Origin of the sequence: Jeotgalibaca arthritidis (assembly GCF_011100465.1) — a bacterium.
Taxonomy (GTDB): Bacteria; Bacillota; Bacilli; order Lactobacillales; family Aerococcaceae; genus Jeotgalibaca; species Jeotgalibaca arthritidis.
In genome coordinates this window covers 1029015-1053136 of sequence record NZ_CP049740.1, presented here as the reverse complement: position 1 = coordinate 1053136, position 24122 = coordinate 1029015, and the positions used below count along the sequence as shown (strand labels likewise).

Here is a 24122-nt window from a genome sequence, read left to right as displayed (position 1 = left end):
TATCCACAAGTGGAAAACTTTGTCTATCTAAGGGTTTATTTTGTTTTCCACAGTACTAACATGCCCTACTACTACTACTATTTTTTATTTAATATAATTTAAACGGAGGGAAGCAAATAAAATGAAGTTTAATATTAATCGACCAGCTTTCATAAAATATATAACTGACGTTCAAAGAGCAATCTCTTCAAGAACAACCATCCCTGTTCTGACAGGTATTAAAATGGTAGCTGATAAAACAGGACTTATGCTAAGTGGTAGTGATTCAGACATCTCTATTGAAATCTTTATTCCAATAGAAGATGAATCCAATGATTTAGAAATTATTAAAGAGGGAGGCATTGTCCTTCCAGCACGTATTTTTAACGACATTGTTCGTAAAATGTCTGATGAAAAGTTAACGATTGAAGTGGGAGATAACTTACAAACCCATATTACATCGGCAAATGCAGCCTTTAAAATCAATAGTATTGATGTTGAAAGTTATCCAAACTTCCCGACAATCGATTCAAATGAAGTGATTAGCTTACCAACTAATCTATTCAAACAAGTGATTCAACACACTGTTATTGCAACATCTACGCAAGAAAGTAGACCAATCTTGACAGGTGTCAACATCACCATTGAGAATGGAACCTTAAAAGCAGTTGCAACCGATAGCCACCGCTTGAGTCAACGGATTATTCCAATCAATATTCCAGAATCACTAAGTGAAAACAGCTATAAAGTGATTATTCCTGGTAAAAGTTTGATTGAATTGTCTCGTATTGTTGAAGATCAAGATACGATTGATATGATGGTGACAGAAAACCAAGTTCTGTTTAAAGCTGAGAACCTTTATTTTTATTCACGTTTGTTAGAAGGCTATTATCCAGATACAAATCGTCTTATTCCAACAACGTCATCAACTAACTTAGTGATGAACGCAGCGGATTTGCTACAAGCCACTGATCGTGCGTCATTGTTATCACATGAAGGTAAAAATAATGTGGTTAAACTGTCTATTTCAGATGAAAAAGTGGAACTATCCGGTAATTCACCAGAAATCGGAACAGTTCGTGAAGATTTACAGTATCAAGAAGCGAACGGCGACCCATTGGTCATTTCATTTAACCCAGATTATTTGAAAGATGCTCTTCGTACATTTGGTCACCAAGATGTTATGGTTAGCTTTACAGCTCCAATTCGACCATTTACAGTCGTTCCAGTGGATAACCATACGGATATTGAGCAAGCTTTTATTCAATTAATTACACCTGTTCGAACGTATTAATGAAATGAAAGGAAGTTGCAACTGTTTATGCAACTTCCTTTTTTATTTTTATAAGCTTTATCTATCAAATTTAGCGCCTTAGGTTTTTAAATAAACACTTTCAATGTTTTAGTCGTTTAAGTGTTAAAACCTTATAAAAGGCGTTTTTTTGCCATTTATTTGAATTTTTCACAAAAAAAGGGTATAATATAGTAGTAAATGAGTTGCGTGGATTCAACGGTTTCCACGCTTATTTTAATGGAAATGGGTGAAATCCTTGAAAAATATTGTGTATATTGATGATGATTTCATAACACTGGGTCAATTATTAAAACATGTCAATGTGATCTCAAGTGGTGGAATGGCCAAATGGTATTTAGCGGAATATGCTGTCATGATTGATAGTGAAAAAGAAAACCGCCGTGGTAAAAAAATCTATCCAGGTTCTGTTGTAGAGATTCCTGATGCAGGAACGTTTATCGTTCAACGAAATAACCAAGCGACAGATGACGGCTCAGAATTATGATTTTAAAAGAGATTACACTTCGTAATTTCCGGAATTATTCAGAACTATCTGTTCCCTTTTCTAGTGGGATAAATGTTTTCCTTGGTGAGAATGCTCAAGGTAAGACTAATTTAATGGAGGCGATTTACGCCTTGTCGATGGCAAGGAGTCCGCGTACTTCTAACGAAAAAGAAATGATTCAATGGCAACAAGAGCAAGCACAAATTACTGGTAAAGTCGAAAAAAGGCATGCAGATTACCCATTAGAGCTAACCTTTTCTAAAAAAGGAAAGATAGCTAAAATTAATCACCTTGAACAAAAACGCTTGAGTGATTATGTGGGGACCCTGAATGTCGTTTTATTTGCACCAGAAGATTTGGAGCTAGTCAAAGGCTCACCAAACCGCCGTCGTAAGTTTTTAGATATGGAACTTGGCCAGATGAGTCATATTTATCTCCATAATCTGGTCCAATATCAACGGCTGTTAAAACAACGGAATACGTATTTAAAGCAGCTATTAACTAGAAAAGTATCAGATAAGGTTTATTTGGAAGTTTTAACCGAACAACTAGCAACGCTAGGAGCTTCAATTATTGAAGCTCGGTTAAGCTTTATTAAACAACTAGAAAAATGGGCAGATTCTATTCATCATCAAATATCAGATGAAAAAGAGCATTTAAAAATTCGCTATAAATCACCTATTACTTTTGAAGATAATATGACGAAAGATGCTATTTTCCTTTTATTACTTGAAGAGCAAGAAAGAGTGAAGCAGCGTGAACTCGAACAGGCGACAACTTTATTTGGTCCGCACCGTGATGATTTGGTTTTTTATGTTAATGACAAGAATATTCATCAATTTGGCTCACAAGGTCAGCAGCGAACCACTGTTTTGAGTTTGAAATTAGCAGAAATAGAATGTATGAAGGAGGTTTTGGGTGAGTATCCGATTCTTTTATTAGATGATGTCTTATCAGAACTAGATGATAGTCGACAAACGCATCTTTTAAAAACAATTGAGAAAAAAGTCCAGACCTTTTTAACAACACCAAGCTTAGATGGTGTAAAACGTAATAAAATTGAAGAACCAACCATTTTTTATATAGAAGCAGGAAAAGTTGAAAAGGAAGGTGCATAAGAGCATGACAGAATTTGAAAAAGAAAAAGCAGAATTGGCTCAAGCATATGATGCCAGTCAGATTCAAGTACTTGAAGGGTTAGAAGCTGTTCGTAAACGTCCTGGTATGTACATTGGTGCGACTAGTGCAGCAGGATTGCACCATTTAGTATGGGAAATCGTTGATAATTCGATTGATGAGGCTTTGGCTGGATTCGCTTCAACCATTAAAATCTCAATTGAAGAAGATAACAGTATCATCGTTTCAGATGATGGTCGTGGAATCCCAGTTGATATCCAAGCTAATACAGGTCGTCCAGCCGTTGAAACAGTTTACACAGTCCTACACGCAGGAGGTAAATTCGGCGGTGGCGGTTATAAAGTTTCTGGTGGACTTCATGGGGTAGGAGCATCAGTTGTAAATGCTCTTTCCGAAAAATTAATTGTTCAAGTTTATAAAAACGGTAAAATCTACAAACAACGCTATGAACGTGGCGAAATTATGACTGACTTAACAGTGGTTGGCGAAACAACTGAGCATGGTACAGTTGTTCAATTTTGGCCGGACCCTGAAATTTTTACAGAAACAACCGTCTTTGAATATGAAAAATTAGCGGTTCGTGTTCGCGAATTAGCCTTCTTGAACAAGGGTTTAAATATTTCAATTACAGACAGACGTCCTGAAAAAGAAGTGACTAGTAACTACTACTACGAAGGTGGTATTCGTAGTTATGTGGAATACTTAAATCAAAATAAAAGACCATTATTTGATGACATTATATATGTGGAAGATGTTCAAGATGACATTCAAGTTGAAGTAGCATTGCAATATACAGACGGCTATCATACAAGTTTGTTTAGTTTCGCTAACAACATTCATACCTATGAAGGTGGAACTCACGAATCGGGCGTTAAGACAGCACTGACCCGAGTGATTAATGATTATGCAAGAAAATCAAAAATCATGAAGGATAACGAGGAAAACCTAAGTGGGGAAGATGTGCGTGAAGGATTGACAATGGTATTGTCGATTAAACATCCCGATCCTCAATTTGAAGGGCAAACCAAAACAAAACTTGGAAACTCTGAAGCGCGTACAATCACAGATCGTCTTTTCTCAAGCACCTTTGATAAGTTCTTAATGGAAAACCCTCAAGTAGCTCGTCAAATCGTTGAGAAGGGCATTTTGGCGGCCAAAGCACGTCTGGCAGCTAAGCGTGCTCGTGAAGTAACACGTAAGAAGAGTGGACTAGAAATCAGTAACTTGCCTGGTAAACTAGCAGACTGTTCAAGTAAGGATCCTTCAAAATCAGAATTATTTATCGTGGAGGGAGATTCTGCAGGTGGTTCTGCTAAACAAGGACGTTCTCGTATTTTCCAAGCGATTTTGCCAATTCGCGGTAAAATTCTAAACGTTGAAAAAGCATCACTAGATCGTATTTTAGCTAACGAGGAAATTCGTTCGCTCTTTACAGCTATGGGAACAGGCTTTGGTGCTGAGTTCGATGTTAGCAAATCTAGATACCACAAACTTGTTATTATGACGGATGCGGACGTGGATGGTGCTCACATTAGAACACTATTATTAACCTTGTTCTATCGCTATATGCGCCCATTAGTTGAAGCAGGTTATGTTTATATCGCACAGCCACCATTGTTCCAAGTTAAGCAAGGTAAAAAAGAAGTTTACTTACAATCACAAGAAGAATTAGATCAGTATTTAGCGACTATTCCAGCAAGTCCAAAACCATCTATCCAACGTTACAAAGGGTTAGGTGAGATGGATGCAGAACAATTATGGGAAACAACCATGAACCCAGAAAACCGTCGCTTTGCACAAGTCTCAGTGGATGATGCTATTGAAGCAGATGCTGTGTTGAGCATGTTGATGGGTGAAAAAGTTGAACCACGCCGTAACTTTATCCAAGATAATGCTGAATACGTTGAAAATCTAGATGTTTAGGAAGGAGCAGGTAAATTAAATGAGTGAAGAAGAAAATAAAAATCTAGACTCTGGAATGGAAGTCCGCGAACTTAGTAAAGAGATGCGTACGTCATTCTTAGAATATGCCATGAGTGTTATTGTCTCTCGTGCCCTTCCAGATGTCCGAGATGGTTTGAAACCTGTTCACCGCCGTATCTTATATGGAATGAACGAATTAGGGATTACCCCTGATAAATCACATAAAAAATCTGCACGTATTGTTGGGGATGTTATGGGTAAATACCATCCTCACGGTGACAGTGCGATTTACGAATCAATGGTACGGATGGCACAAGATTTCAGTTACCGCTATCCTTTAGTTGATGGCCATGGAAACTTTGGTTCTGTCGATGGTGACGGTGCTGCCGCTATGCGTTATACGGAAGCAAGAATGTCTAAATTAGCCCTTGAAATGTTAAGGGACATCAACAAAGATACGATTGATTATCATGACAACTATGATGGTACAGAGCGAGAGCCAGATGTTTTACCAGCTCGCTTCCCTAACTTATTGGTTAACGGTGCTTCTGGTATCGCAGTAGGTATGGCAACAAACATCCCGCCTCATAACTTAACAGAAGTTATTTCAGCGCTCCATATCTTGATGAAAAATCCAGATGCAACAACAGCTGATTTGATGGAGGCATTACCAGGACCAGACTTCCCAACTGGTGGGATTGTAATGGGTAAATCGGGTATCCGTAAAGCCTATGAAACAGGTCGCGGTTCTATTATTGTCCGTGGTCGCGTTGAAATTGAGAATTTGAAAAATGGTAAAGAACGTATTTTAATTACTGAATTGCCGTATGTGGTTAATAAAGCAAAATTGGTTGAACGAATTGCTGAGTTAGCACGTGAAAAGCGAATTGAAGGAATTACTGACTTGGCTGATGAGTCAGACCGTGAAGGAATGCGTGTCGTTATTGATGTGAGACGTGATGTGAGTGCATCCGTTATTTTAAATAACCTTTACAAGTTAACACCACTTCAATCATCATTTGGCTTCAATATGTTGGCCATTGTGAATGGTATTCCAGAAACATTAAGCTTGAAGAGCATCTTATATCACTATTTAGAGCATCAGAAAGTAGTTATCCGCCGTCGTACAGAATACGATAAGAGAAAGGCAGAAGCTCGTGCTCACATTTTAGAAGGGTTAAGAATTGCCCTTGACCATATTGACGAAATCGTTAATATTTTAAGAAGCTCACCAAGTGGTGATGTCGCTAAACAAAAATTTATTGAGGATTATGGTCTATCTGATCGTCAAGCTCAAGCTATTTTAGATATGCGTATGGTTCGCTTAACAGGCTTAGAACGTGATAAAATCGAAGGTGAATATAACGACTTGATGACGTTAATCCGCGATTTAGCTGATATTCTTGCTAGCGAACAGCGTATTTTTGAAATCATTGAAGAAGAGCTACTAGAAATCCAAGAGCGTTTTGGTGATGACAGAAGAACAGAGTTATTAGTCGGTGAAGTTCTGTCACTAGAAGACGAAGACTTAATTGAAGAAGAAGAAGTCGTGATTACTCTAACTCATAATGGTTACATTAAACGCCTACCAAGCAGCGAATTTAGAGCGCAACGTCGTGGTGGTCGTGGTGTCCAAGGTATGGGAATCCACGATGATGACTTTATCGAAACACTGATTACAGCGTCAACACACGACAACCTCCTTTACTTCTCTAACCAAGGGAAAGTATACCGTAATAAAGGATATGAAATCCCAGAGTATGGTCGCCAAGCTAAGGGATTGCCAATTATTAACTTGTTGAATCTGGATGCTAATGAAAAAATCCAGACCATTATTAATCTACGTGGTAATGGACCAAAAGAAGGCGAGTACCTCTTCTTTGCAACTAGACAAGGTGTTGTAAAACGGACAGAAACAACTGAATTCCGTAATATCCGTCAAAATGGACTACGTGCGATTAACTTAAATGAAAATGACGAATTAATCAAAGTAGCCTTGACTGACGGTACTAAGAAAATCATCATAGGTACGCATTTTGGCTACTCAGTCAGCTTTGATGAAAATGATGTTCGAGCTATGGGACGTACCGCTACAGGTGTCCGTGGAGCTAAATTACGTGACGAGGACTATGTTGTTGGTATGGATCTCCTAGAAGAAGGAACAAAAGTCTTAGCGATTACCGAAAATGGTTATGGTAAACGTACATCTATCGATGAATACGCGATTAAAGGCCGTGGCGGTAAAGGAATTAAGACCGTTAATGTTACTGAGAAAAATGGTAATCTAGTTGGTCTTGCGACTGTTCGTGAAGATGAAGATATCATGATTATTACTGACGCAGGCGTAATGATTCGTTTCCATGCTAAAGATGTATCGGAAATTGGTCGAGCAACGTTAGGTGTTCGCTTAATCCGTCTAGATGATGGTTCTAAAGTATCAACGATGGCTGTTGTTGAACCGGAAGAAGAGGAAACAGAAGAGATTGAAGGATCTGTAACTGAAGAACAAGCAACTGTTCAAAATGATTCAGAACAAATTAAAACAGACATGCAAAATTTTGCGGATAGTCTGTTTGAAGACGAAGAATAAAAAATATTAAAAAAGCAAACCTGCTTATCGCAGGTTTGCTTTTTAATTTAAGAAAAAACTTGCAATTTATTGATTGAGGTGCTATAATTTTAAGACGTGAGTATTTACGAATACTCTCCTTGCTTTTACAAAATGTAAGAGCCAAAAGTCCATAAGGAGGTGACAGTCATAATGACTCAATACGAAATTAACTACATTATCCGTCCTAACATCGAAGAAGCTGCTAAAGCTGAATTGGTAGCGCGCTTTGACGCAATCTTAACTGATAATGGTGCAGAAATTATTGAATCAAAAGACTGGTCAAAACGTCGTTTAGCATACGAGATTAACGATTTCCGCGAAGGTATCTACCATATCGTGAAAATTAAATCTGAAACTGCTGAATCGATTAACGAATTTGACCGTTTAGCGAAAATCAATAATGACATTCTTCGTCACATTATCGTTAAAGAAGAAGCATAAAATGTTCCACGTGAAACATTTTAAGGGGGTAAGCATTTAATGATTAATAATGTTGTACTAACAGGAAGATTGACCAAAGATGTAGATTTACGCTATACATCAAGTGGCACTGCAGTAGGATCTTTTTCAATCGCTGTTGATCGTCAATTCAAAAATCAACAAGGTGAAAAAGAAACTGATTTTATTAACTGTGTTATTTGGAGAAAATCAGCGGAAAACTTTGCTAATTTCACTCGCAAAGGTTCTCTAGTAGGTATTCAAGGACGAATTCAAACTAGAAACTATGAAAACCAACAAGGACAACGCGTATACGTTACTGAAATTGTTGTCGAGAACTTTACTCTATTAGAGTCAAGAAACGTTACTGAGCAAAGACCAAGAGGAGAAGCTAATAGCGGCGGATTCCAAGGTAATAATAATTCTTACCAATCTAACCAAAACAACTCTTATAATAATCAGTCTTACTCTAACCAATCTCAAAATAACTTTAGTGATTACAATTCGAATGATGATCCATTCTTATCAAGCGGACAATCAATTGACATTTCAGATGATGATTTGCCATTCTAGTCTAAAGTAAGAATAGGTTAAAAAAGGAGGAAAACAAACATGGCTCAACAACGTGGTGGTCGTCGCGGAGGACGTAGACGTAAAAAAGTATGTCATTTCTGCGCAAATCATATTGATCATGTAGATTACAAAGATGTAGATCTATTAAAACGCTATGTATCTGAGAAAGGTAAAATCTTACCTCGTCGTGTAACAGGTACATGTGCTAAACACCAAAGAACTTTAACAGTTTCAATTAAACGTGCTCGTATTATTGCTTTAATGCCTTTTACGATTGCTGAATAATTAAAACTTTAAGCAGCTAGGAGAAATCCTAGCTGCTTTTTTGTATCCTAAATAGTAACGACAGTTAGAAATGTTAGCTGCTATCTGATGTGTCCGTTGCATAGCTTAAATGATTTTTTATGCAAGCGGGAGATAGATATCCACATGTGGAAAAAGATAAAAGAAGAGCGTCAGCTTAAGGATATGATATGTTAGAGGGAAAGTTATCCACATGTTTATAAAGAGAGTTGTGGATATTTATTTAAATAACAGAAAACGCTTCCTAATAATGTTTCACGTGAAACAATATTAGTTGTAAAAAGCTAGTAATGTTCCACGTGAAACATTTTGTTACTCTTTTGGAATGTGGCTATTAAAGAAGCATTGTGGTAAAATTATAAAAGACAATCTAATAATTTGAGAAAAGGAGCAACAATGAAAATAAGGGAAAAAGTAGAAAAACTTCCTCCATTCATACGTTCAAATCGAATTAAAGTGCCAGCGTATATTTTATTAATTTCATTGATTCTTTTTATCGTATTAGCTTTTATAACGAGTTGGAAAATCGGTTTAGTTTTACTATTTGTCATTTTTATCGTAGGAGGACTCTTCTATTACTCAACTGACTATTTAATAGATGAAACAAACAAGTATATATCTGACTTATCCTATCGTATTAAAAAGGGTGAGCAAGAGGCTCTTATTCAAATGCCAATTGGTATTTTGTTATATAATGAGGCACAAGAAATTCAATGGACTAACCCTTATCTCTTAAAGTATTTTAAAACCAAAGATATATTGGGAAGAAAAATTGAAGATGTTGATTCTGAGCTGTACGAATGGATTGAGAAGTTTAAGAATAATGAAATGACTAAAGTTAAATGGGGAGACCGCTATTTCGAAATGGTTATACAGGAAGATATAGGCGTTCTTTATTTAATGGATATTACGGACTATGCAAAGATTGAAGAAAAGTATCAAGATGAACGTCTAGTGTTTGGAAATGTCATCATAGATAATTATGATGAAGCAGTTCAGTCAATGAATGACCGGAAACGTTCAAATGTAAATAATTATATTACTAACCAGTTAACAAATTGGGCTAACATAAATAATGTTTATTTAAAGCGCGTTGATGATGACCGCTTTATTGGCCTGATGAATAAAAAAACACTGCAAAAATTAGAACAAAACAAATTTGAGATTGTTGATCAAATTAGAGAACGAACGTATAAGCAAAACTTCCCACTGACACTAAGTATGGGATTCTCCTATAGTACGGGAGAAGTTTTGATGAGATGGAAAGACATTGCTCAATTAGCCCAAGCTAATGTTGATTTAGCTTTAGCACGGGGTGGCGATCAAGTTGTCGTAAGAGCTGAAAATGATGAAGCTAGATTTTATGGTGGGAAAACTAATCCAATGGAAAAACGGACCCGTATTCGTGCGAGAATGATTAGTCATGCGTTGGAAGAATTGATCGTCAACGCTGATCAAGTTTTTGTAATGGGGCATAATTATCCTGATATGGACGTTATCGGCTCTTGCTTAGGAATCAGACGAATTGTTCAAATGAATAATAAAGAAGCTTGGATTGTTCTGAAGTCTGAACAGCTTTCGAAAGATGTTAGACGAATGATGGCTGTTATTGATAAGGATTCTAATATTTCTAAGTCTATTATTGGTCCAGAAAAAGCAGCCGAAATGATTACAGAAAACTCACTCATTACACTTGTTGATGTTCACAAACCATCTATGATACCAGCACCAGAATTGATGGACGTTTCATCTAATGTTGTGATTATTGATCATCACAGAAGAGGGCAAGAATTCCCTGATAATCCTGTTTTGGTTTATATTGAGCCTTATGCATCATCTGCTTCTGAATTAATAACAGAATTATTTGAATACCAATCAAATGATATTGATACGATTAACAAAATTGAAGCGACCGCCATGTTAGCAGGTATTATAGTAGATACACGAAACTTTAGCTTGAGAACAGGTTCTCGTACATTCGATGCAGCAAGTTACTTGCAATCAAATGGCGCTGATACCGTGTTAATTCAGGAAGCCTTAAAAGAGGACTTGGATACTTATTTAGAAAGAAGTCATTTACTTGAAACGATGGAGTTTGTTGTTCCAGGAATGGCAGTTGTGAATGGTGCAGATGATAGAGTATACGATACTGTTCTAGCTGCGCAAACTGCTGATACTATGCTTTCAATGGAAGACGTAGAGGCATCCTTTGTTATTACTAAACGTACGGATGGTCGTGTCGGAATTAGCGCAAGAAGTTTGAGTAAAGTCAATGTCCAAAGAATTATGGAAAAACTTGGTGGTGGCGGACATCTATCGAATGCTGCTACTCAAATAGAGAATGTATCAGTATCAGAGGCAAAAAAACGATTAGAAGATGTTTTAAAAGATGAAGAAGAGAAAGGAGAAACACGATGAGAGTTATTTTTCTTAAAGATGTAAAAGGTAAAGGTAAGAAAGGTGAAATTAAAAACGTAGCAGATGGTTACGCAAATAATTTCCTTCTTAAAAATGGTTTGGCTGAGGAAGCAACCACTTCAAGTGTTTCTGCTTTAAAAGGCCAACAAAAAGCAGAAGATAAAAAAGCAGCCGAAGAACTGCAAGTGGCACAAGATTTAAAAGCGTTATTGGAAAAAGAAGAAACAGCAATTACCATTCCAGCAAAAGCAGGAGAAGACAATCGCTTGTTCGGATCAATTACAAGTAAACAAGTTGCAGAACATTTAAACAAACAACATAAAGTGAAGCTAGATAAACGTAAAATCAATTTACCAAATCCAATTCGTTCATTAGGATATACACGAATGGAAGTCCGTCTTCACCCAGAAGTAACAGCTACTTTAACCGTTCATATTGTAGCAGAATAATGAATAGGCGAGCGATATTTCATGTGGAATATTGCTCGTCTTTCTTTTTTAAAAATAGGAACGTATGTTCAGCTCAGGCAATTGTTTTCTCAGGTTTTTTAGAGTACAATAAGAAGGCAAAGCGATATGTCGCTATTGAATAATGAGTAGAAGGATGAAGATATATATGGAAGAAGCTTTCCAAAATCGAATACCTCCCCATAGTGCAGAAGCAGAGCAATCTGTATTAGGTTCTATTTTTCTTGATCCTGAATCAGTTGTAACTGTACTAGAATACTTAGTAGCTGTCGATTTTTACAAAAAAAGTCATCAGCTTATTTTTGATGTTATTGTCCAATTATATAATCGTAACGAACCGATTGATGTTGTAACCGTAACTAATGAATTACAGAGCAAAGATCAATTAGAGAATATTGGTGGTCTGGCTTATTTAGCTGAAATCGCAACTATCGTTCCGACTGCAGCCAATGTGGAGTATTATGCTAAGATTGTTGAAGAAAAAGCAATCTTGAGAAATCTAATTCATTCAGCGACCGATATTGTTAAAAGTGGTTACGAAGAAGCTGATCAAGTAGCGGTTATTTTAGATAGTGCGGAGCAGACTATTTTACAAATCTCAGAACGCCGAAATCGCTCAGGTTTTATTCGTATCTCAGATGTGGTTAATACATCCCTACAGAACATTGAATTATTATCTCAGCAGTCAGGCGATGTAACGGGTATTCCAACAGGATATATCGCTTTAGATAAAATGACAGCTGGGTTACAAAAAGAAGAATTAATCATTTTAGCAGCCCGCCCCGCAGTTGGTAAAACGGCATTCGCCTTAAATATTGCTCAAAATGTGGCAACTAAAGCGGATCAAGTTGTTGCCATCTTTAGTTTAGAGATGGGGGCTGAATCACTCGTTAACCGGATGTTATGTGCGGAAGGAAATATTGATGCTGGCCACTTAAGAACAGGTCAGATGAGTGAAGAAGAATGGTCTAATTTAATTATGGCTATGGCGACATTAGGGCAATCTAAGATATTCATTGATGATACACCTGGTATTCGTATAGCAGAAATTCGTGCAAAGAGCCGCCGATTGATGCAAGAACAAGGTGGACTAGGATTAATTGTTATCGACTACTTGCAGCTAATTGAAGGAAATAATAAAGAGAGCCGTCAGCAAGAGGTGTCTGATATTTCCCGTCAGTTAAAGAAACTCGCTAAAGAATTAAAAGTACCTGTTATTGCCTTATCACAATTATCACGTGGTGTTGAACAACGACAAGATAAACGACCTGTACTAAGTGATATTCGTGAATCTGGATCAATCGAACAAGATGCTGACATCGTAGCCTTTCTTTATCGTGAAGATTACTATGAACGTGAAGGTGGAGAAGACTCTGCTGCTGAACCAGAATTCGAAAATAATATCGTAGAAGTTATTATAGAAAAAAACCGTAGTGGATCACGAGGAACGGTTAAACTCTTATTCAAAAAAGAATTTAATAAATTCTCTTCAGTCTCCTATATTCCAGAACAAGAATAGTTATGAAAACACGTCCTTCGTAGTAGTATAGAAAGGACGTGTTTTTATCTATTTAATGACAGAAAAAAAGAAAAAAGGTTGTCATAAATTCTTGCATTTTAATCCAAAGAGGAGTAAAATTTATTTTGTTAGTCATTGGGTTATTAGCTCAGTTGGTAGAGCAGCTGACTCTTAATCAGCGGGTCGAGGGTTCGAGCCCCCCATAACCCATACGAAAAAACGATCAATCGATGGTAAGAAAAGATAAATTCTTTTCTTACCATCGTTTTTTTATTAAAAAGGTATATACTTAGTTGAGAACTTTCTATTAAAGACTTATAATCATTTGGAAGGGTTTTAAATAACAAATTATAAGAAGAATAGGTGACTAATCATGCTAGTAGGAGCAATTGAAGCAGGCGGAACAAAATTTGTATGTGCAATTGGAAATGAAAGCAATGAAATTATTGAGCGCGTTTCTTTCCCAACAACGACACCGGAAGAAACATTAGCACACGTTTTTGAATTTTTTGATCAATATAAATTAGCAAGTATCGGAATTGGCTCATTTGGACCGATTGATATTAACGAAAAATCGGAAACTTATGGCTATGTTTTATCAACACCAAAATTGGCATGGAAAGATTTCGACTTCTTAGGAGCTATGAAAGAACGTTATGATATTCCAATGGGATGGACAACGGATGTTAATGCTGCCGCACTAGGTGAATCAGAAAAAGGGGCAGCAGCCGGATTAGATAATGTGATGTATATTACCATTGGAACAGGAGTAGGAGCTGGAGCTATTGTAAATGGTCAATTATTAGAAGGAATTGGTCATCCTGAAATGGGACACTTATTAGTAAAACCACATCAAGATGATCATTATGACGGCTTTTGCCCATACCATGGAAACTGTTTAGAAGGAATGGCAGCAGGTCCTTCTATTAATGGGCGTCTAGATATGGCAGGTAAAGATGTTGATCCAGACCACCAAGTTTGGGATTTCATGGCTAACTACATAGGACAAGCTTTAGTAGCCTATACTGTTATTCTTCGTCCAGAACGTATTATTTTAGGCGGAGGCGTTATGCACGCACCTAAGATGCTAGATAAGGTAAAGGAAGCATTCGATGCCTTACTAGGGAATTATGTTGATGTACCTGAACTTGATTCATATTTAGTGAAACCAGGTTTAGGAGATAATGCAGGAATTACAGGGGCTATCCTCTTAGCTAATCAAGTAAAATAAAAGAATCGAGAGCGCGTCTCTCGATTCTTTTTCTTCTATATATTAACTATTTTTTGGTCCAGGGTTAGAAGCAATGACTTCCAAGTTACCACTAATGTCCCAAGAGGTTACTGTAGCTGGTAAAATAAAGTGATCACCTTTAGCAAGTGGATAAGAGATGTCATTGACAATAACTTGTCCGTTTCCTTCTATAACACTGACTAAAGTATAAGGTGCATGTTTATCAAAATGAATACTAGATTGAATATTCCATTTATAAACAGAGAAGTAGTCACTTTCAATAAGAGTAACAATCTCATTGTCATCTAGTTTTTTAGTCTGAATAAACAAATCAGGATTTTGATGAGGAATCATAGAAACATCAATTGATTGCTGAATATGTAATTCACGACCATTACCATTATCATCAAGACGATCATAGTCATAGACACGATAAGTTGTATTACTACTCTGTTGTGTCTCTAAAATCATAATTCCCGCTCCAATAGCATGAATGGTGCCGCTTGGAACAAAGAAGAAATCACCTTTTTTAACTTTAACGCGAGTCAATAAGTCATCCCATTGACCAGCTTCAATCATCTCAGCAAAAGCTTCCTTTGTTTGAGCAGAGTGTCCATAAACAATTTCAGAACCTTCATCCGCATCAATGATATACCAGCATTCTGTCTTACCTAGGTCATTCTCATGCTTTAATCCGTACTCATCATCAGGGTGAACTTGAACGGACAAGTCTTCAGTAGCATCAATAATTTTAGTTAATAGAGGAAACACAGGTGACGAGGGATTACCAAATAGCTCAGGATGTGATTCATATAATTCATTTAAAGGCACACCAGCGTGGCTACCTGACGAAATAGTGCCAACGCCATCTAAATGGGCACTAATTGCCCAGCACTCACCAGTATGCTCACTTGGGATTTCATAGCCATAGATATCACGTAGCTTTGTTCCACCCCAGATTTTTTCTTGAAGCTTAGGGTTCATAAATAATGGTTCTTGCATGTTCATCCTCCTTAAGTTATAAACGGGATATAGTTTACATATCTATTATAAACAAAAGGTATAGATTTAAAAGAAGAATATAATAGAACTAAACGCGGTGTCGGTAAATTTAGTCGATATTAATACACCAGAATATGTTGACCTTTTGTAAATCAGATGTTATTATAACGAAGTCGCTTGTTTAAGGAGCGCAAATACATCTTTTCAAAACATCTGAAAAAGTAAAAAAACTTTTGACAAAAGGTTGTTAAGATGATAAGATATAAAAGTTGTTTCTCAAAAAACAGCTGAAAAAACTTTTTTAAAAGTTTTAAAAAACTGTTGACACTTAATCAACAGCGTGGTAATATGTAGAAGTTGTCACGACACGAACTTAACGTAACACGTGATAACGGATTTGACCTTTGAAAACTGAACAAAGAATGAACGAACCAAACGTGCAGGGTAATTCTTATTTATAAGGATTACACAACGAATCGCGATAATAATCGCAAAAACATTAAGTCAGCAAAAAAGAGCTATTCAGCTTTTCATGTCGGGTTTCTGTACAAGAGCCCACATTTAACATGAGAGTTTGATCCTGGCTCAGGACGAACGCTGGCGGCGTGCCTAATACATGCAAGTCGTACGAATTGATTAAGGAGCTTGCTCCTTATGACGTTAGTGGCGAACGGGTGAGTAACACGTGGGTAACCTACCTTCAAGAGGGGGATAACATCCGGAAACGGGTGCTAATACCGCATAGTTTCAGCTTCCACATGGAAGCTGAAGGAAAGACGGCCTTTGTGCTGTCACTTGGAGATGGACCCGCGGCGCATTAGTTAGTTGGTAGGGTAACGGCCTACCAAGACGATGATGCGTAGCCGACCTGAGAGGGTGATCGGCCACATTGGGACTGAGACACGGCCCAAACTCCTACGGGAGGCAGCAGTAGGGAATCTTCCGCAATGGACGAAAGTCTGACGGAGCAACGCCGCGTGAGTGAAGAAGGTTTTCGGATCGTAAAACTCTGTTGTTGGAGAAGAACAAGTAGGAGAGTAACTGCTCTTACCTTGACGGTACCCAACCAGAAAGCCACGGCTAACTACGTGCCAGCAGCCGCGGTAATACGTAGGTGGCAAGCGTTGTCCGGATTTATTGGGCGTAAAGCGAGCGCAGGCGGTTCCTTAAGTCTGATGTGAAAGCCCACGGCTCAACCGTGGAAGGTCATTGGAAACTGGGGAACTTGAATGCAGAAGAGGAGAGTGGAATTCCATGTGTAGCGGTGAAATGCGTAGATATATGGAGGAACACCAGTGGCGAAGGCGACTCTCTGGTCTGTAATTGACGCTGAGGCTCGAAAGCGTGGGGAGCAAACAGGATTAGATACCCTGGTAGTCCACGCCGTAAACGATGAGTGCTAAGTGTTGGAGGGTTTCCACCCTTCAGTGCTGCAGTTAACGCATTAAGCACTCCGCCTGGGGAGTACGGCCGCAAGGCTGAAACTCAAAGGAATTGACGGGGACCCGCACAAGCGGTGGAGCATGTGGTTTAATTCGAAGCAACGCGAAGAACCTTACCAGGTCTTGACATCCCTTGACACTCCTAGAGATAGGACGTTCCCTTCGGGGACAAGGTGACAGGTGGTGCATGGTTGTCGTCAGCTCGTGTCGTGAGATGTTGGGTTAAGTCCCGCAACGAGCGCAACCCCTATTGTTAGTTGCCAGCATTCAGTTGGGCACTCTAATAAGACTGCCGGTGACAAACCGGAGGAAGGTGGGGATGACGTCAAATCATCATGCCCCTTATGACCTGGGCTACACACGTGCTACAATGGATGGTACAACGAGCAGCAAACCCGCGAGGGCAAGCGAATCTCTTAAAGCCATTCTCAGTTCGGATTGCAGGCTGCAACTCGCCTGCATGAAGCCGGAATCGCTAGTAATCGCGGATCAGAACGCCGCGGTGAATACGTTCCCGGGTCTTGTACACACCGCCCGTCACACCACGAGAGTTTGTAACACCCGAAGTCGGTGGGGTAACCCTTATGGGAGCCAGCCGCCTAAGGTGGGATAGATGATTGGGGTGAAGTCGTAACAAGGTAGCCGTATCGGAAGGTGCGGCTGGATCACCTCCTTTCTAAGGAAATTATATGGAACCTGCCGATGTTCACATTCTTGTTCAGTTTTGAGAGGTTAACTCTCAAACCAATTGTTCCTTGAAAACTGAATAGTATAACATGAAATATAAAGTAAGAAACCAAAACATTTTACCGCGTTACACGTTGAACAGTTTTTTAACGAAAACAGTTTGATAGTAAAGGCCAGCAATGGCTGAAACTTGACCATAGGTTAAGTGAATAAGGGCGCACGGTGGATGCCTAGGCACTAGGAGCCGATGAAGGACGGGACTAACTCCGATATGCTCCGGGGAGCTGTAAGTAAGCTATGATCCGGAGATTTCCGAATGGGGAAACCCAATATCTTTGATAGGATATTACAAACACGTGAATACATAGCGTGTTTGAGGTACACGCAGGGAACTGAAACATCTCATTACCTGCAGGAAGAGAAAGAAAATTCGATTCCCTGAGTAGCGGCGAGCGAAACGGGAAAAGCCCAAACCAAAGAGCTTGCTCTTTGGGGTTGTAGGACTGGGACGTGAGACTGTAATGGATAGCAGAAGCTGGCTGGAAAGCCACGCGAAACAGGGTAAAAGCCCCGTATGCGAAATCTAAAGCAGCTCTACCAGTATCCTGAGTACGGCGGAACACGAGAAATTCCGTCGGAATCCGGGAGGACCATCTCCCAAGGCTAAATACTCCCTAGTGACCGATAGTGAACCAGTACCGTGAGGGAAAGGTGAAAAGCACCCCGGAAGGGGAGTGAAATAGTACCTGAAACCGTGTGCTTACAAGTAGTCAGAGCCCGTTAATGGGTGATGGCGTACCTTTTGTAGAATGGACCGGCGAGTTACGATCCCATGCGAGGTTAAGTTGAAAAGACGGAGCCGCAGCGAAAGCGAGTCTGAATAGGGCGAATGAGTATGTGGTCGTAGACCCGAAACCAGGTGACCTACCCATGTCCAGGTTGAAGGTGCGGTAATACGCACTGGAGGACCGAACCCACGCACGTTGAAAAGTGCGGGGATGAGGTGTGGGTAGCGGAGAAATTCCAATCGAACCTGGAGATAGCTGGTTCTCTCCGAAATAGCTTTAGGGCTAGCCTCGGATAAACGAATCGTGGAGGTAGAGCACTGTTTGGACTAGGGGCCCTTCTCGGGTTACCGAATTCAGATAAACTCCGAATGCCATGGATTCAAGTCCGGGAGTCAGACTGCGAGTGATAAGATCCGTAGTCGAAAGGGAAACAACCCAGCCCACCAGCTAAGGTCCCAAAGTATCTGTTAAGTGGAAAAGGATGTGGGGTTGCACAGACAACTAGGATGTTGGCTCAGAAGCAGCCATCATTCAAAGAGTGCGTAATAGCTCACTAGTCGAGTGACCCTGCGCCGAAAATTTACCGGGGCTAAACAGATCACCGAAGCTGTGGATTCAACCAATAGGTTGAGTGGTAGGAGAGCGTTCTAAGGGCATTGAAGCTAGACCGTGAGGACTGGTGGAGCGCTTAGAAGTGAGAATGCCGGTATGAGTAGCGAAAGACGGGTGAGAATCCCGTCCACCGTATGACTAAGGTTTCCTGGGGAAGGCTCGTCCTCCCAGGGTTAGTCGGGACCTAAGCCGAGGCCGATAGGCGTAGGCGATGGACAACAGGTTGATATTCCTGTACCAGTTGTTTTTGTTTGAACGATGGAGGGACGCAGGAGGCTAAGGAAATGCGTGCGATTGGAAGAGCACGTCCAAGCAACAAGTCTTGTGGAGAGTCAAATGCTTTCTACTATACGGACAAGTTGTGATGGGGAGGGAAATTTAAGTACCGAAGTTCCTGATGTCACACTGCCAAGAAAAGCTTCTAGTTAGAAACCAACTGCCCGTACCGCAAACCGACACAGGTAGTCGAGGAGAGCATCCTAAGGTGAGCGAGCGAACTCTCGTTAAGGAACTCGGCAAAATGACCCCGTAACTTCGGGAGAAGGGGTGCTGACCGCAAGGTCAGCCGCAGTGAATAGGCCCAAGCGACTGTTTATCAAAAACACAGGTCTCTGCAAAATCGAAAGATGACGTATAGGGGCTGACGCCTGCCCGGTGCTGGAAGGTTAAGAGGAGAGGTTAGCTTCGGCGAAGCTTTGAATTGAAGCCCCAGTAAACGGCGGCCGTAACTATAACGGTCCTAAGGTAGCGAAATTCCTTGTCAGGTAAGTTCTGACCCGCACGAAAGGCGTAACGATTTGGGCACTGTCTCAACGAGAGACTCGGTGAAATTATAGTACCAGTGAAGATGCTGGTTACCCGCGACAGGACGGAAAGACCCCATGGAGCTTTACTGCAGGTTGATATTGATTGTTTCTGCTACATGTACAGGATAGGTAGGAGCCATTGAAGTCGGGACGCTAGTCTCGATGGAGGCGCCATTGGGATACTACCCTTGTAGCAGGACCACTCTAACCCGCCACCCTTATCGGGTGGGGAGACAGTGTCAGTCGGGCAGTTTGACTGGGGCGGTCGCCTCCTAAAATGTAACGGAGGCGCCCAAAGGTTCCCTCAGAATGGTTGGAAATCATTCGTAGAGTGCAAAGGCAGAAGGGAGCTTGACTGCGAGACCTACAAGTCGAGCAGGGACGAAAGTCGGGCTTAGTGATCCGGTGGTTCCGCATGGAAGGGCCATCGCTCAACGGATAAAAGCTACCCTGGGGATAACAGGCTTATCTCCCCCAAGAGTTCACATCGACGGGGAGGTTTGGCACCTCGATGTCGGCTCGTCGCATCCTGGGGCTGTAGTCGGTCCCAAGGGTTGGGCTGTTCGCCCATTAAAGCGGCACGCGAGCTGGGTTCAGAACGTCGTGAGACAGTTCGGTCCCTATCCGTCGCGGGCGTTGGAAATTTGAGAGGAGCTGTCCTTAGTACGAGAGGACCGGGATGGACACACCGCTGGTGTACCAGTTGTTCTGCCAAGGGCATTGCTGGGTAGCTATGTGTGGACGGGATAAACGCTGAAAGCATCTAAGCGTGAAGCCCCCTCAAGATGAGATTTCCCATCATTTTAAATGAGTAAGACCCCTGAGAGACGATCAGGTAGATAGGCTAGAAGTGGAAGTGCAGCGATGTATGGAGCGGACTAGTACTAATCGGTCGAGGACTTAACCAATAATAAAACGGTAATCAAGTAAAATGGGTTTCAAACCAAAGGTTTCATGTTAACTATTCAGTTTTGAGGGAACAACCTCAAAAGAACACTGTGGGCATAGCCCAAGTGTATCATGTCTGTAAACTGCTAAAGCAGCAACAGCCATGACAATATGTGCGGTGGCGATGGCAAGAAGGTCACACCTGTTCCCATCCCGAACACAGAAGTTAAGCTTCTTAGCGCCGATTGTAGTGAAGGGTTTCCCTTTGTGAGAGTAGGACGCTGCCGCGCATATATTTTCTTTTAAAAATAAGTTTTCAAAAGAAAATAACTTGCAGATTAGCAAAAAATATTGTATTATGTTCAAGAACTGTTCTTTACATAATATTTACATTTTCGGAGGTTTAGCTCAGCTGGGAGAGCGTCTGCCTTACAAGCAGGATGTCAGCGGTTCGATCCCGTTAACCTCCATAGTCATAGTAATATGACAAAGTGAGTAATACTCACAATTCAACTCTTTAGTTGAGTCATTAGCTCAGTTGGTAGAGCATCTGACTTTTAATCAGAGGGTCGCAGGTTCGAGCCCTGCATGACTCATTTCTTTTTATCAATTGCATAAAAAGATGCGCGGGTGTGGCGGAATTGGCAGACGCACTAGATTTAGGATCTAGCGCCGCAAGGCGTGGGGGTTCAAGTCCCTTCACCCGCATTTTAAAAATTTGCCGGCTTAGCTCAGTTGGTAGAGCATCTGATTTGTAATCAGAGGGTCGAGGGTTCAAGTCCTTTAGCCGGCATCTTTTTGCGGAAGTAGTTCAGTGGTAGAACACCACCTTGCCAAGGTGGGGGTCGCGGGTTCGAACCCCGTCTTCCGCTTTAAGGATCATATCCTTAAAGTTTTATAATATTGTAATGCCGGGGTGGCGGAATTGGCAGACGCACAGGACTTAAAATCCTGCGGTGAGTTCTCACCGTATCGGTTCGACCCCGATCCTCGGCATTTTTAATATGCACCCATAGCTCAATTGGATAGAGTACCTGACTACGAATCAGGCGGTTGCAGGTTCGACTCCTGCTGGGTGCATTTAAATTACGGGAAGTAGCTCAGCTTGGTAGAGCACTTGGTTTGGGACCAAGGGGTCGCAGGTTCGAATCCTGTCTTCCCGATTTAATATTTTTTGGCGGTGTAGCTCAGCTGGCTAGAGCGTCCGGTTCATACCCGGGAGGTCGGGGGTTCGATCCCCTCCGCCGCTATTTTTAAAAATGGACGTTCAAAAAAGGTCACATTAAGAGCCTGGACCTTTAGCTCAGTTGGTTAGAGCAGACGGCTCATAACCGTCCGGTCGCAGGTTCGAGTCCTGCAAGGTCCATTGCAGCAAACTTACTTGCAGCATAAGCTATCTTTGATTGGGGAAGTACTCAAGTGGCTGAAGAGGCGCCCCTGCTAAGGGTGTAGGTCGGATCATACCGGCGCGAGGGTTCAAATCCCTCCTTCTCCGTTTTAAACAAAGGCCCGTTGGTCAAGCGGTTAAGACACCGCCCTTTCACGGCGGTAACACGGGTTCGAATCCCGTACGGGTCATTATCATATTTTTATGGTAAATTGAATATCATTAACATCTCGGAGGATTACCCAAGTCCGGCTGAAGGGAACGGTCTTGAAAACCGTCAGGCGTGTAAAAGCGTGCAAGGGTTCGAATCCCTTATCCTCCTTTATAACTTTTTTAAAAGTTATCTATTAATATTATCGCGGGGTGGAGCAGTTGGCAGCTCGTCGGGCTCATAACCCGAAGGTCGCAGGTTCAAGTCCTGCCCCCGCAATTTTTTTAAAATGGTTCCGTGGTGTAGGGGTTAACATGCCTGCCTGTCACGCAGGAGATCGCGGGTTCAAATCCCGTCGGAACCGCCACGCGGGTGTAGTTTAGTGGTAAAACCACAGCCTTCCAAGCTGTTGTCGGGAGTTCGATTCTCCTCACCCGCTTTTTTATTTTATGGGCCTATAGCTCAGCTGGTTAGAGCGCACGCCTGATAAGCGTGAGGTCGATGGTTCGAGTCCATTTAGGCCCATTTTTACTTTTAACTGGCCCGTTGGTCAAGCGGTTAAGACACCGCCCTTTCACGGCGGTAACACGGGTTCGAATCCCGTACGGGTCATATCGTCATTTAATTGATGATTTATAAGCTGTATGTTTTATATCATGGAGGTTTAGCTCAGCTGGGAGAGCGTCTGCCTTACAAGCAGGATGTCAGCGGTTCGATCCCGTTAACCTCCATTGGTTCCGTGGTGTAGGGGTTAACATGCCTGCCTGTCACGCAGGAGATCGCGGGTTCAAATCCCGTCGGAACCGTTAATACAGTTGTATTAATTAAATAAAGTATTACTTCTTAATGGCTTGGTAGCTCAGTTGGTAGAGCACTTGATTGAAGCTCAAGGTGTCGGCGGTTCGATTCCGTCCCAAGCCACCATGGAGGGGTAGCGAAGTGGCTAAACGCGGCGGACTGTAAATCCGCTCCTTCGGGTTCGGCAGTTCGAATCTGCCCCCCTCCATTTTTTTTTAAGTCCTTAGGGGTATAGTTTAAAGGTAGAACAACGGTCTCCAAAACCGTTGGTGTGGGTTCAATTCCTGCTACCCCTGTTTTGGATTATGGCGATTGTGGCGAAGTGGTTAACGCACCGGCTTGTGGCGCCGGCATTCGTGGGTTCGATTCCCATCAGTCGCCCTTTTATTAATGGGGTATAGCCAAGCGGTAAGGCAACGGACTTTGACTCCGTCACTCGTTGGTTCGAATCCAGCTACCCCAGTTTTTCGGCGGTATAGCCAAGTGGTAAGGCAGAGGTCTGCAAAACCTTCATCACCGGTTCAAATCCGGTTACCGCCTTTCCCAAAAGGGATGAAAACTTGCATAATAAATTGCCGGCGTGGCGGAATAGGCAGACGCGCTGGACTCAAAATCCAGTGCCCGCGAGGGCGTGCCGGTTCGACCCCGGCCGCCGGTATACGTTGAAGCTCAGCTGATAGCTGAGCTTTTTTTGTAGACTAGGGGATTATAAGTTCAGCCATCAATGTCTAGCTCCCAAGTCCTGACCTAGTGAAAAAAAGATAAATTTGCCCCATTGCGCGCTTCGCTGCTCGCTAACGCATATCATTCGACTAACCCGCTGAAGCGTGAAGTCTCCTGACAATTCAGGGTCAAATGTCCTATTTTTTCATAGGCCAAGGCGGACTTGTCCGCTTTTCTTATTTAAAATGACTATTGACATTTTTTGTTATTATCACTATAATTTCATCATTATCTCATTTAAAATTCATTTAAACGAAGAAGAGAAGAGTAGCTTATCATAATCAGTTATTAGAGACCTCTGCATGGTGAAAAAGAGGACTGATGAAGTGAGTGAAGATGAACTCTGAGTTTCTGAAAGGTTAACGCTTTTTAGACGGTAGCAACCGTTATATTGCCAAGCTTCATAGGAGCTTTAGAGGTGTTGGGTTTTCTAACTAACA

13 protein-coding genes, 28 tRNA genes, 3 rRNA genes and 1 other annotated feature (1 of these 45 only partly in view) are annotated in these 24122 nt (G+C 41.1%); of the genes, 43 read left to right on the top strand and 1 reads right to left on the bottom strand.

The annotated features are described in order from the left end of the window. Positions 1–121 precede the first annotated feature (121 nt). The 13 genes from dnaN (at position 122) to G7057_RS05320 (ending at position 14398) form a co-directional block, all read left to right on the top strand. Positions 122–1273: a DNA polymerase III subunit beta gene (dnaN, locus tag G7057_RS05380; protein WP_166161866.1), complete on the top strand. Its 1152-nt coding sequence runs from the start codon at positions 122–124 to the stop codon at positions 1271–1273. A 256-nt stretch (positions 1274–1529) separates the two neighbouring features. Continuing rightward, a complete protein-coding gene (gene yaaA / locus G7057_RS05375) occupies positions 1530–1778 on the top strand; it encodes a S4 domain-containing protein YaaA (protein WP_166161864.1) in 249 nt (82 codons plus the stop codon). Further along, on the top strand, positions 1775–2896 hold the full coding sequence (gene recF / locus G7057_RS05370; RefSeq protein ID WP_166161862.1) for a DNA replication/repair protein RecF: 1122 nt from the start codon (positions 1775–1777) through the stop codon (positions 2894–2896). Before yaaA ends, recF begins: the two co-directional genes overlap by 4 nt. Positions 2897–2900: 4 nt before the next feature. Continuing rightward, entirely contained in the window at positions 2901–4838 is a 1938-nt protein-coding gene (gyrB, locus tag G7057_RS05365; RefSeq protein ID WP_166161860.1) for a DNA topoisomerase (ATP-hydrolyzing) subunit B, read from the top strand. Positions 4839–4857: 19 nt separating this feature from the next. Further along, on the top strand, positions 4858–7428 hold the full coding sequence (gene gyrA, locus G7057_RS05360) for a DNA gyrase subunit A (protein ID WP_166161858.1): 2571 nt from the start codon (positions 4858–4860) through the stop codon (positions 7426–7428). Positions 7429–7599: 171 nt separating this feature from the next. Continuing rightward, a complete protein-coding gene (gene rpsF / locus G7057_RS05355; RefSeq protein ID WP_076767872.1) occupies positions 7600–7890 on the top strand; it encodes a 30S ribosomal protein S6 in 291 nt (96 codons plus the stop codon). A gap of 39 nt (positions 7891–7929) precedes the next feature. Continuing rightward, positions 7930–8460 (top strand): single-stranded DNA-binding protein, encoded by a 531-nt coding sequence (gene ssb, locus G7057_RS05350; protein WP_166161856.1) that lies wholly within the window; start codon positions 7930–7932, stop codon positions 8458–8460. Between the two features lie 39 nt (positions 8461–8499). After that, a complete protein-coding gene (rpsR, locus tag G7057_RS05345; RefSeq protein ID WP_076767876.1) occupies positions 8500–8745 on the top strand; it encodes a 30S ribosomal protein S18 in 246 nt (81 codons plus the stop codon). A gap of 414 nt (positions 8746–9159) precedes the next feature. Further along, on the top strand, positions 9160–11181 hold the full coding sequence (locus G7057_RS05340) for a DHH family phosphoesterase (RefSeq protein WP_166161854.1): 2022 nt from the start codon (positions 9160–9162) through the stop codon (positions 11179–11181). Beyond that, positions 11178–11630: a 50S ribosomal protein L9 gene (gene rplI / locus G7057_RS05335; RefSeq protein WP_166161852.1), complete on the top strand. Its 453-nt coding sequence runs from the start codon at positions 11178–11180 to the stop codon at positions 11628–11630. The genes G7057_RS05340 and rplI overlap by 4 nt, the downstream gene beginning before the upstream one ends. A gap of 166 nt (positions 11631–11796) precedes the next feature. Continuing rightward, positions 11797–13167: a replicative DNA helicase gene (gene dnaB, locus G7057_RS05330; RefSeq protein WP_166164084.1), complete on the top strand. Its 1371-nt coding sequence runs from the start codon at positions 11797–11799 to the stop codon at positions 13165–13167. 137 nt (positions 13168–13304) lie between these two features. Continuing rightward, positions 13305–13377: transfer RNA gene (locus G7057_RS05325), tRNA-Lys, on the top strand. A 163-nt stretch (positions 13378–13540) separates the two neighbouring features. After that, on the top strand, positions 13541–14398 hold the full coding sequence (locus G7057_RS05320; protein ID WP_166161850.1) for an ROK family protein: 858 nt from the start codon (positions 13541–13543) through the stop codon (positions 14396–14398). A gap of 42 nt (positions 14399–14440) precedes the next feature. On the opposite strand, the gene manA is transcribed toward G7057_RS05320, so the two are convergent. Then, positions 14441–15400 carry a mannose-6-phosphate isomerase, class I gene (gene manA, locus G7057_RS05315; protein WP_166161847.1) on the bottom strand — a complete coding sequence of 320 codons (960 nt, stop codon included), beginning with the start codon at positions 15398–15400 and terminating at the stop codon, positions 14441–14443. A 562-nt stretch (positions 15401–15962) separates the two neighbouring features. Here manA and G7057_RS05310 point away from each other — a divergent pair. The 30 genes from G7057_RS05310 (at position 15963) to G7057_RS05165 (ending at position 23617) form a co-directional block, all read left to right on the top strand. Beyond that, a 16S ribosomal RNA gene (locus G7057_RS05310) occupies positions 15963–17518 on the top strand. 210 nt (positions 17519–17728) lie between these two features. Continuing rightward, positions 17729–20643, top strand: a 23S ribosomal RNA gene (locus tag G7057_RS05305). 154 nt (positions 20644–20797) lie between these two features. After that, positions 20798–20913: ribosomal RNA gene (gene rrf / locus G7057_RS05300) — 5S ribosomal RNA — on the top strand. The 16S, 23S and 5S rRNA genes sit together here with 27 tRNA genes alongside, the layout of an rRNA operon. Before the next feature lie 107 nt (positions 20914–21020). Continuing rightward, positions 21021–21093 (top strand) — tRNA-Val (locus tag G7057_RS05295). A 53-nt stretch (positions 21094–21146) separates the two neighbouring features. Then, positions 21147–21219 (top strand) — tRNA-Lys (locus tag G7057_RS05290). Between the two features lie 30 nt (positions 21220–21249). Continuing rightward, positions 21250–21331, top strand: a tRNA-Leu gene (locus G7057_RS05285). Positions 21332–21343: 12 nt separating this feature from the next. Continuing rightward, positions 21344–21416 (top strand) — tRNA-Thr (locus G7057_RS05280). Between the two features lie 7 nt (positions 21417–21423). After that, positions 21424–21495 (top strand) — tRNA-Gly (locus tag G7057_RS05275). A gap of 38 nt (positions 21496–21533) precedes the next feature. Further along, a tRNA-Leu gene (locus G7057_RS05270) sits at positions 21534–21619 on the top strand. Positions 21620–21629: 10 nt separating this feature from the next. Further along, positions 21630–21703, top strand: a tRNA-Arg gene (locus G7057_RS05265). A gap of 9 nt (positions 21704–21712) precedes the next feature. Beyond that, positions 21713–21786 (top strand) — tRNA-Pro (locus G7057_RS05260). Between the two features lie 13 nt (positions 21787–21799). Continuing rightward, positions 21800–21873, top strand: a tRNA-Met gene (locus G7057_RS05255). A 42-nt stretch (positions 21874–21915) separates the two neighbouring features. Then, positions 21916–21989, top strand: a tRNA-Ile gene (locus G7057_RS05250). Between the two features lie 39 nt (positions 21990–22028). Further along, a tRNA-Ser gene (locus tag G7057_RS05245) sits at positions 22029–22118 on the top strand. Between the two features lie 11 nt (positions 22119–22129). Beyond that, positions 22130–22201 (top strand) — tRNA-Glu (locus G7057_RS05240). A 41-nt stretch (positions 22202–22242) separates the two neighbouring features. Continuing rightward, positions 22243–22332 (top strand) — tRNA-Ser (locus G7057_RS05235). Positions 22333–22367: 35 nt separating this feature from the next. Next, positions 22368–22440: transfer RNA gene (locus G7057_RS05230), tRNA-Met, on the top strand. 12 nt (positions 22441–22452) lie between these two features. Beyond that, positions 22453–22528: transfer RNA gene (locus G7057_RS05225), tRNA-Asp, on the top strand. A gap of 1 nt (position 22529) precedes the next feature. Next, positions 22530–22600: transfer RNA gene (locus G7057_RS05220), tRNA-Gly, on the top strand. 12 nt (positions 22601–22612) lie between these two features. Further along, positions 22613–22686, top strand: a tRNA-Ile gene (locus G7057_RS05215). A 15-nt stretch (positions 22687–22701) separates the two neighbouring features. Beyond that, positions 22702–22773 (top strand) — tRNA-Glu (locus G7057_RS05210). Between the two features lie 46 nt (positions 22774–22819). After that, positions 22820–22892 (top strand) — tRNA-Val (locus G7057_RS05205). A gap of 2 nt (positions 22893–22894) precedes the next feature. After that, positions 22895–22967: transfer RNA gene (locus G7057_RS05200), tRNA-Asp, on the top strand. A gap of 42 nt (positions 22968–23009) precedes the next feature. After that, a tRNA-Phe gene (locus tag G7057_RS05195) sits at positions 23010–23085 on the top strand. A 1-nt stretch (position 23086) separates the two neighbouring features. Continuing rightward, positions 23087–23167, top strand: a tRNA-Tyr gene (locus tag G7057_RS05190). 17 nt (positions 23168–23184) lie between these two features. After that, positions 23185–23255: transfer RNA gene (locus G7057_RS05185), tRNA-Trp, on the top strand. 12 nt (positions 23256–23267) lie between these two features. After that, positions 23268–23340: transfer RNA gene (locus G7057_RS05180), tRNA-His, on the top strand. Between the two features lie 10 nt (positions 23341–23350). After that, positions 23351–23422, top strand: a tRNA-Gln gene (locus tag G7057_RS05175). A gap of 6 nt (positions 23423–23428) precedes the next feature. Then, positions 23429–23499, top strand: a tRNA-Cys gene (locus G7057_RS05170). Positions 23500–23533: 34 nt separating this feature from the next. Then, positions 23534–23617, top strand: a tRNA-Leu gene (locus G7057_RS05165). 311 nt (positions 23618–23928) lie between these two features. Continuing rightward, positions 23929–24122 (top strand) — a binding site (T-box leader) (it continues 39 nt past the right edge of the window).

Coding starts and splice junctions, on each gene's coding strand:
- ssb (WP_166161856.1), top strand. CDS start 7,930: ATGATTAATAATGTTGTACTAACAGGAAGATTGACCAAAGATGTAGAT.
- dnaB (WP_166164084.1), top strand. CDS start 11,797: ATGGAAGAAGCTTTCCAAAATCGAATACCTCCCCATAGTGCAGAAGCA.
- rpsR (WP_076767876.1), top strand. CDS start 8,500: ATGGCTCAACAACGTGGTGGTCGTCGCGGAGGACGTAGACGTAAAAAA.
- rpsF (WP_076767872.1), top strand. CDS start 7,600: ATGACTCAATACGAAATTAACTACATTATCCGTCCTAACATCGAAGAA.
- manA (WP_166161847.1), bottom strand. CDS start 15,400: ATGCAAGAACCATTATTTATGAACCCTAAGCTTCAAGAAAAAATCTGG.
- dnaN (WP_166161866.1), top strand. CDS start 122: ATGAAGTTTAATATTAATCGACCAGCTTTCATAAAATATATAACTGAC.
- G7057_RS05340 (WP_166161854.1), top strand. CDS start 9,160: ATGAAAATAAGGGAAAAAGTAGAAAAACTTCCTCCATTCATACGTTCA.
- gyrB (WP_166161860.1), top strand. CDS start 2,901: ATGACAGAATTTGAAAAAGAAAAAGCAGAATTGGCTCAAGCATATGAT.
- rplI (WP_166161852.1), top strand. CDS start 11,178: ATGAGAGTTATTTTTCTTAAAGATGTAAAAGGTAAAGGTAAGAAAGGT.
- recF (WP_166161862.1), top strand. CDS start 1,775: ATGATTTTAAAAGAGATTACACTTCGTAATTTCCGGAATTATTCAGAA.
- gyrA (WP_166161858.1), top strand. CDS start 4,858: ATGAGTGAAGAAGAAAATAAAAATCTAGACTCTGGAATGGAAGTCCGC.
- G7057_RS05320 (WP_166161850.1), top strand. CDS start 13,541: ATGCTAGTAGGAGCAATTGAAGCAGGCGGAACAAAATTTGTATGTGCA.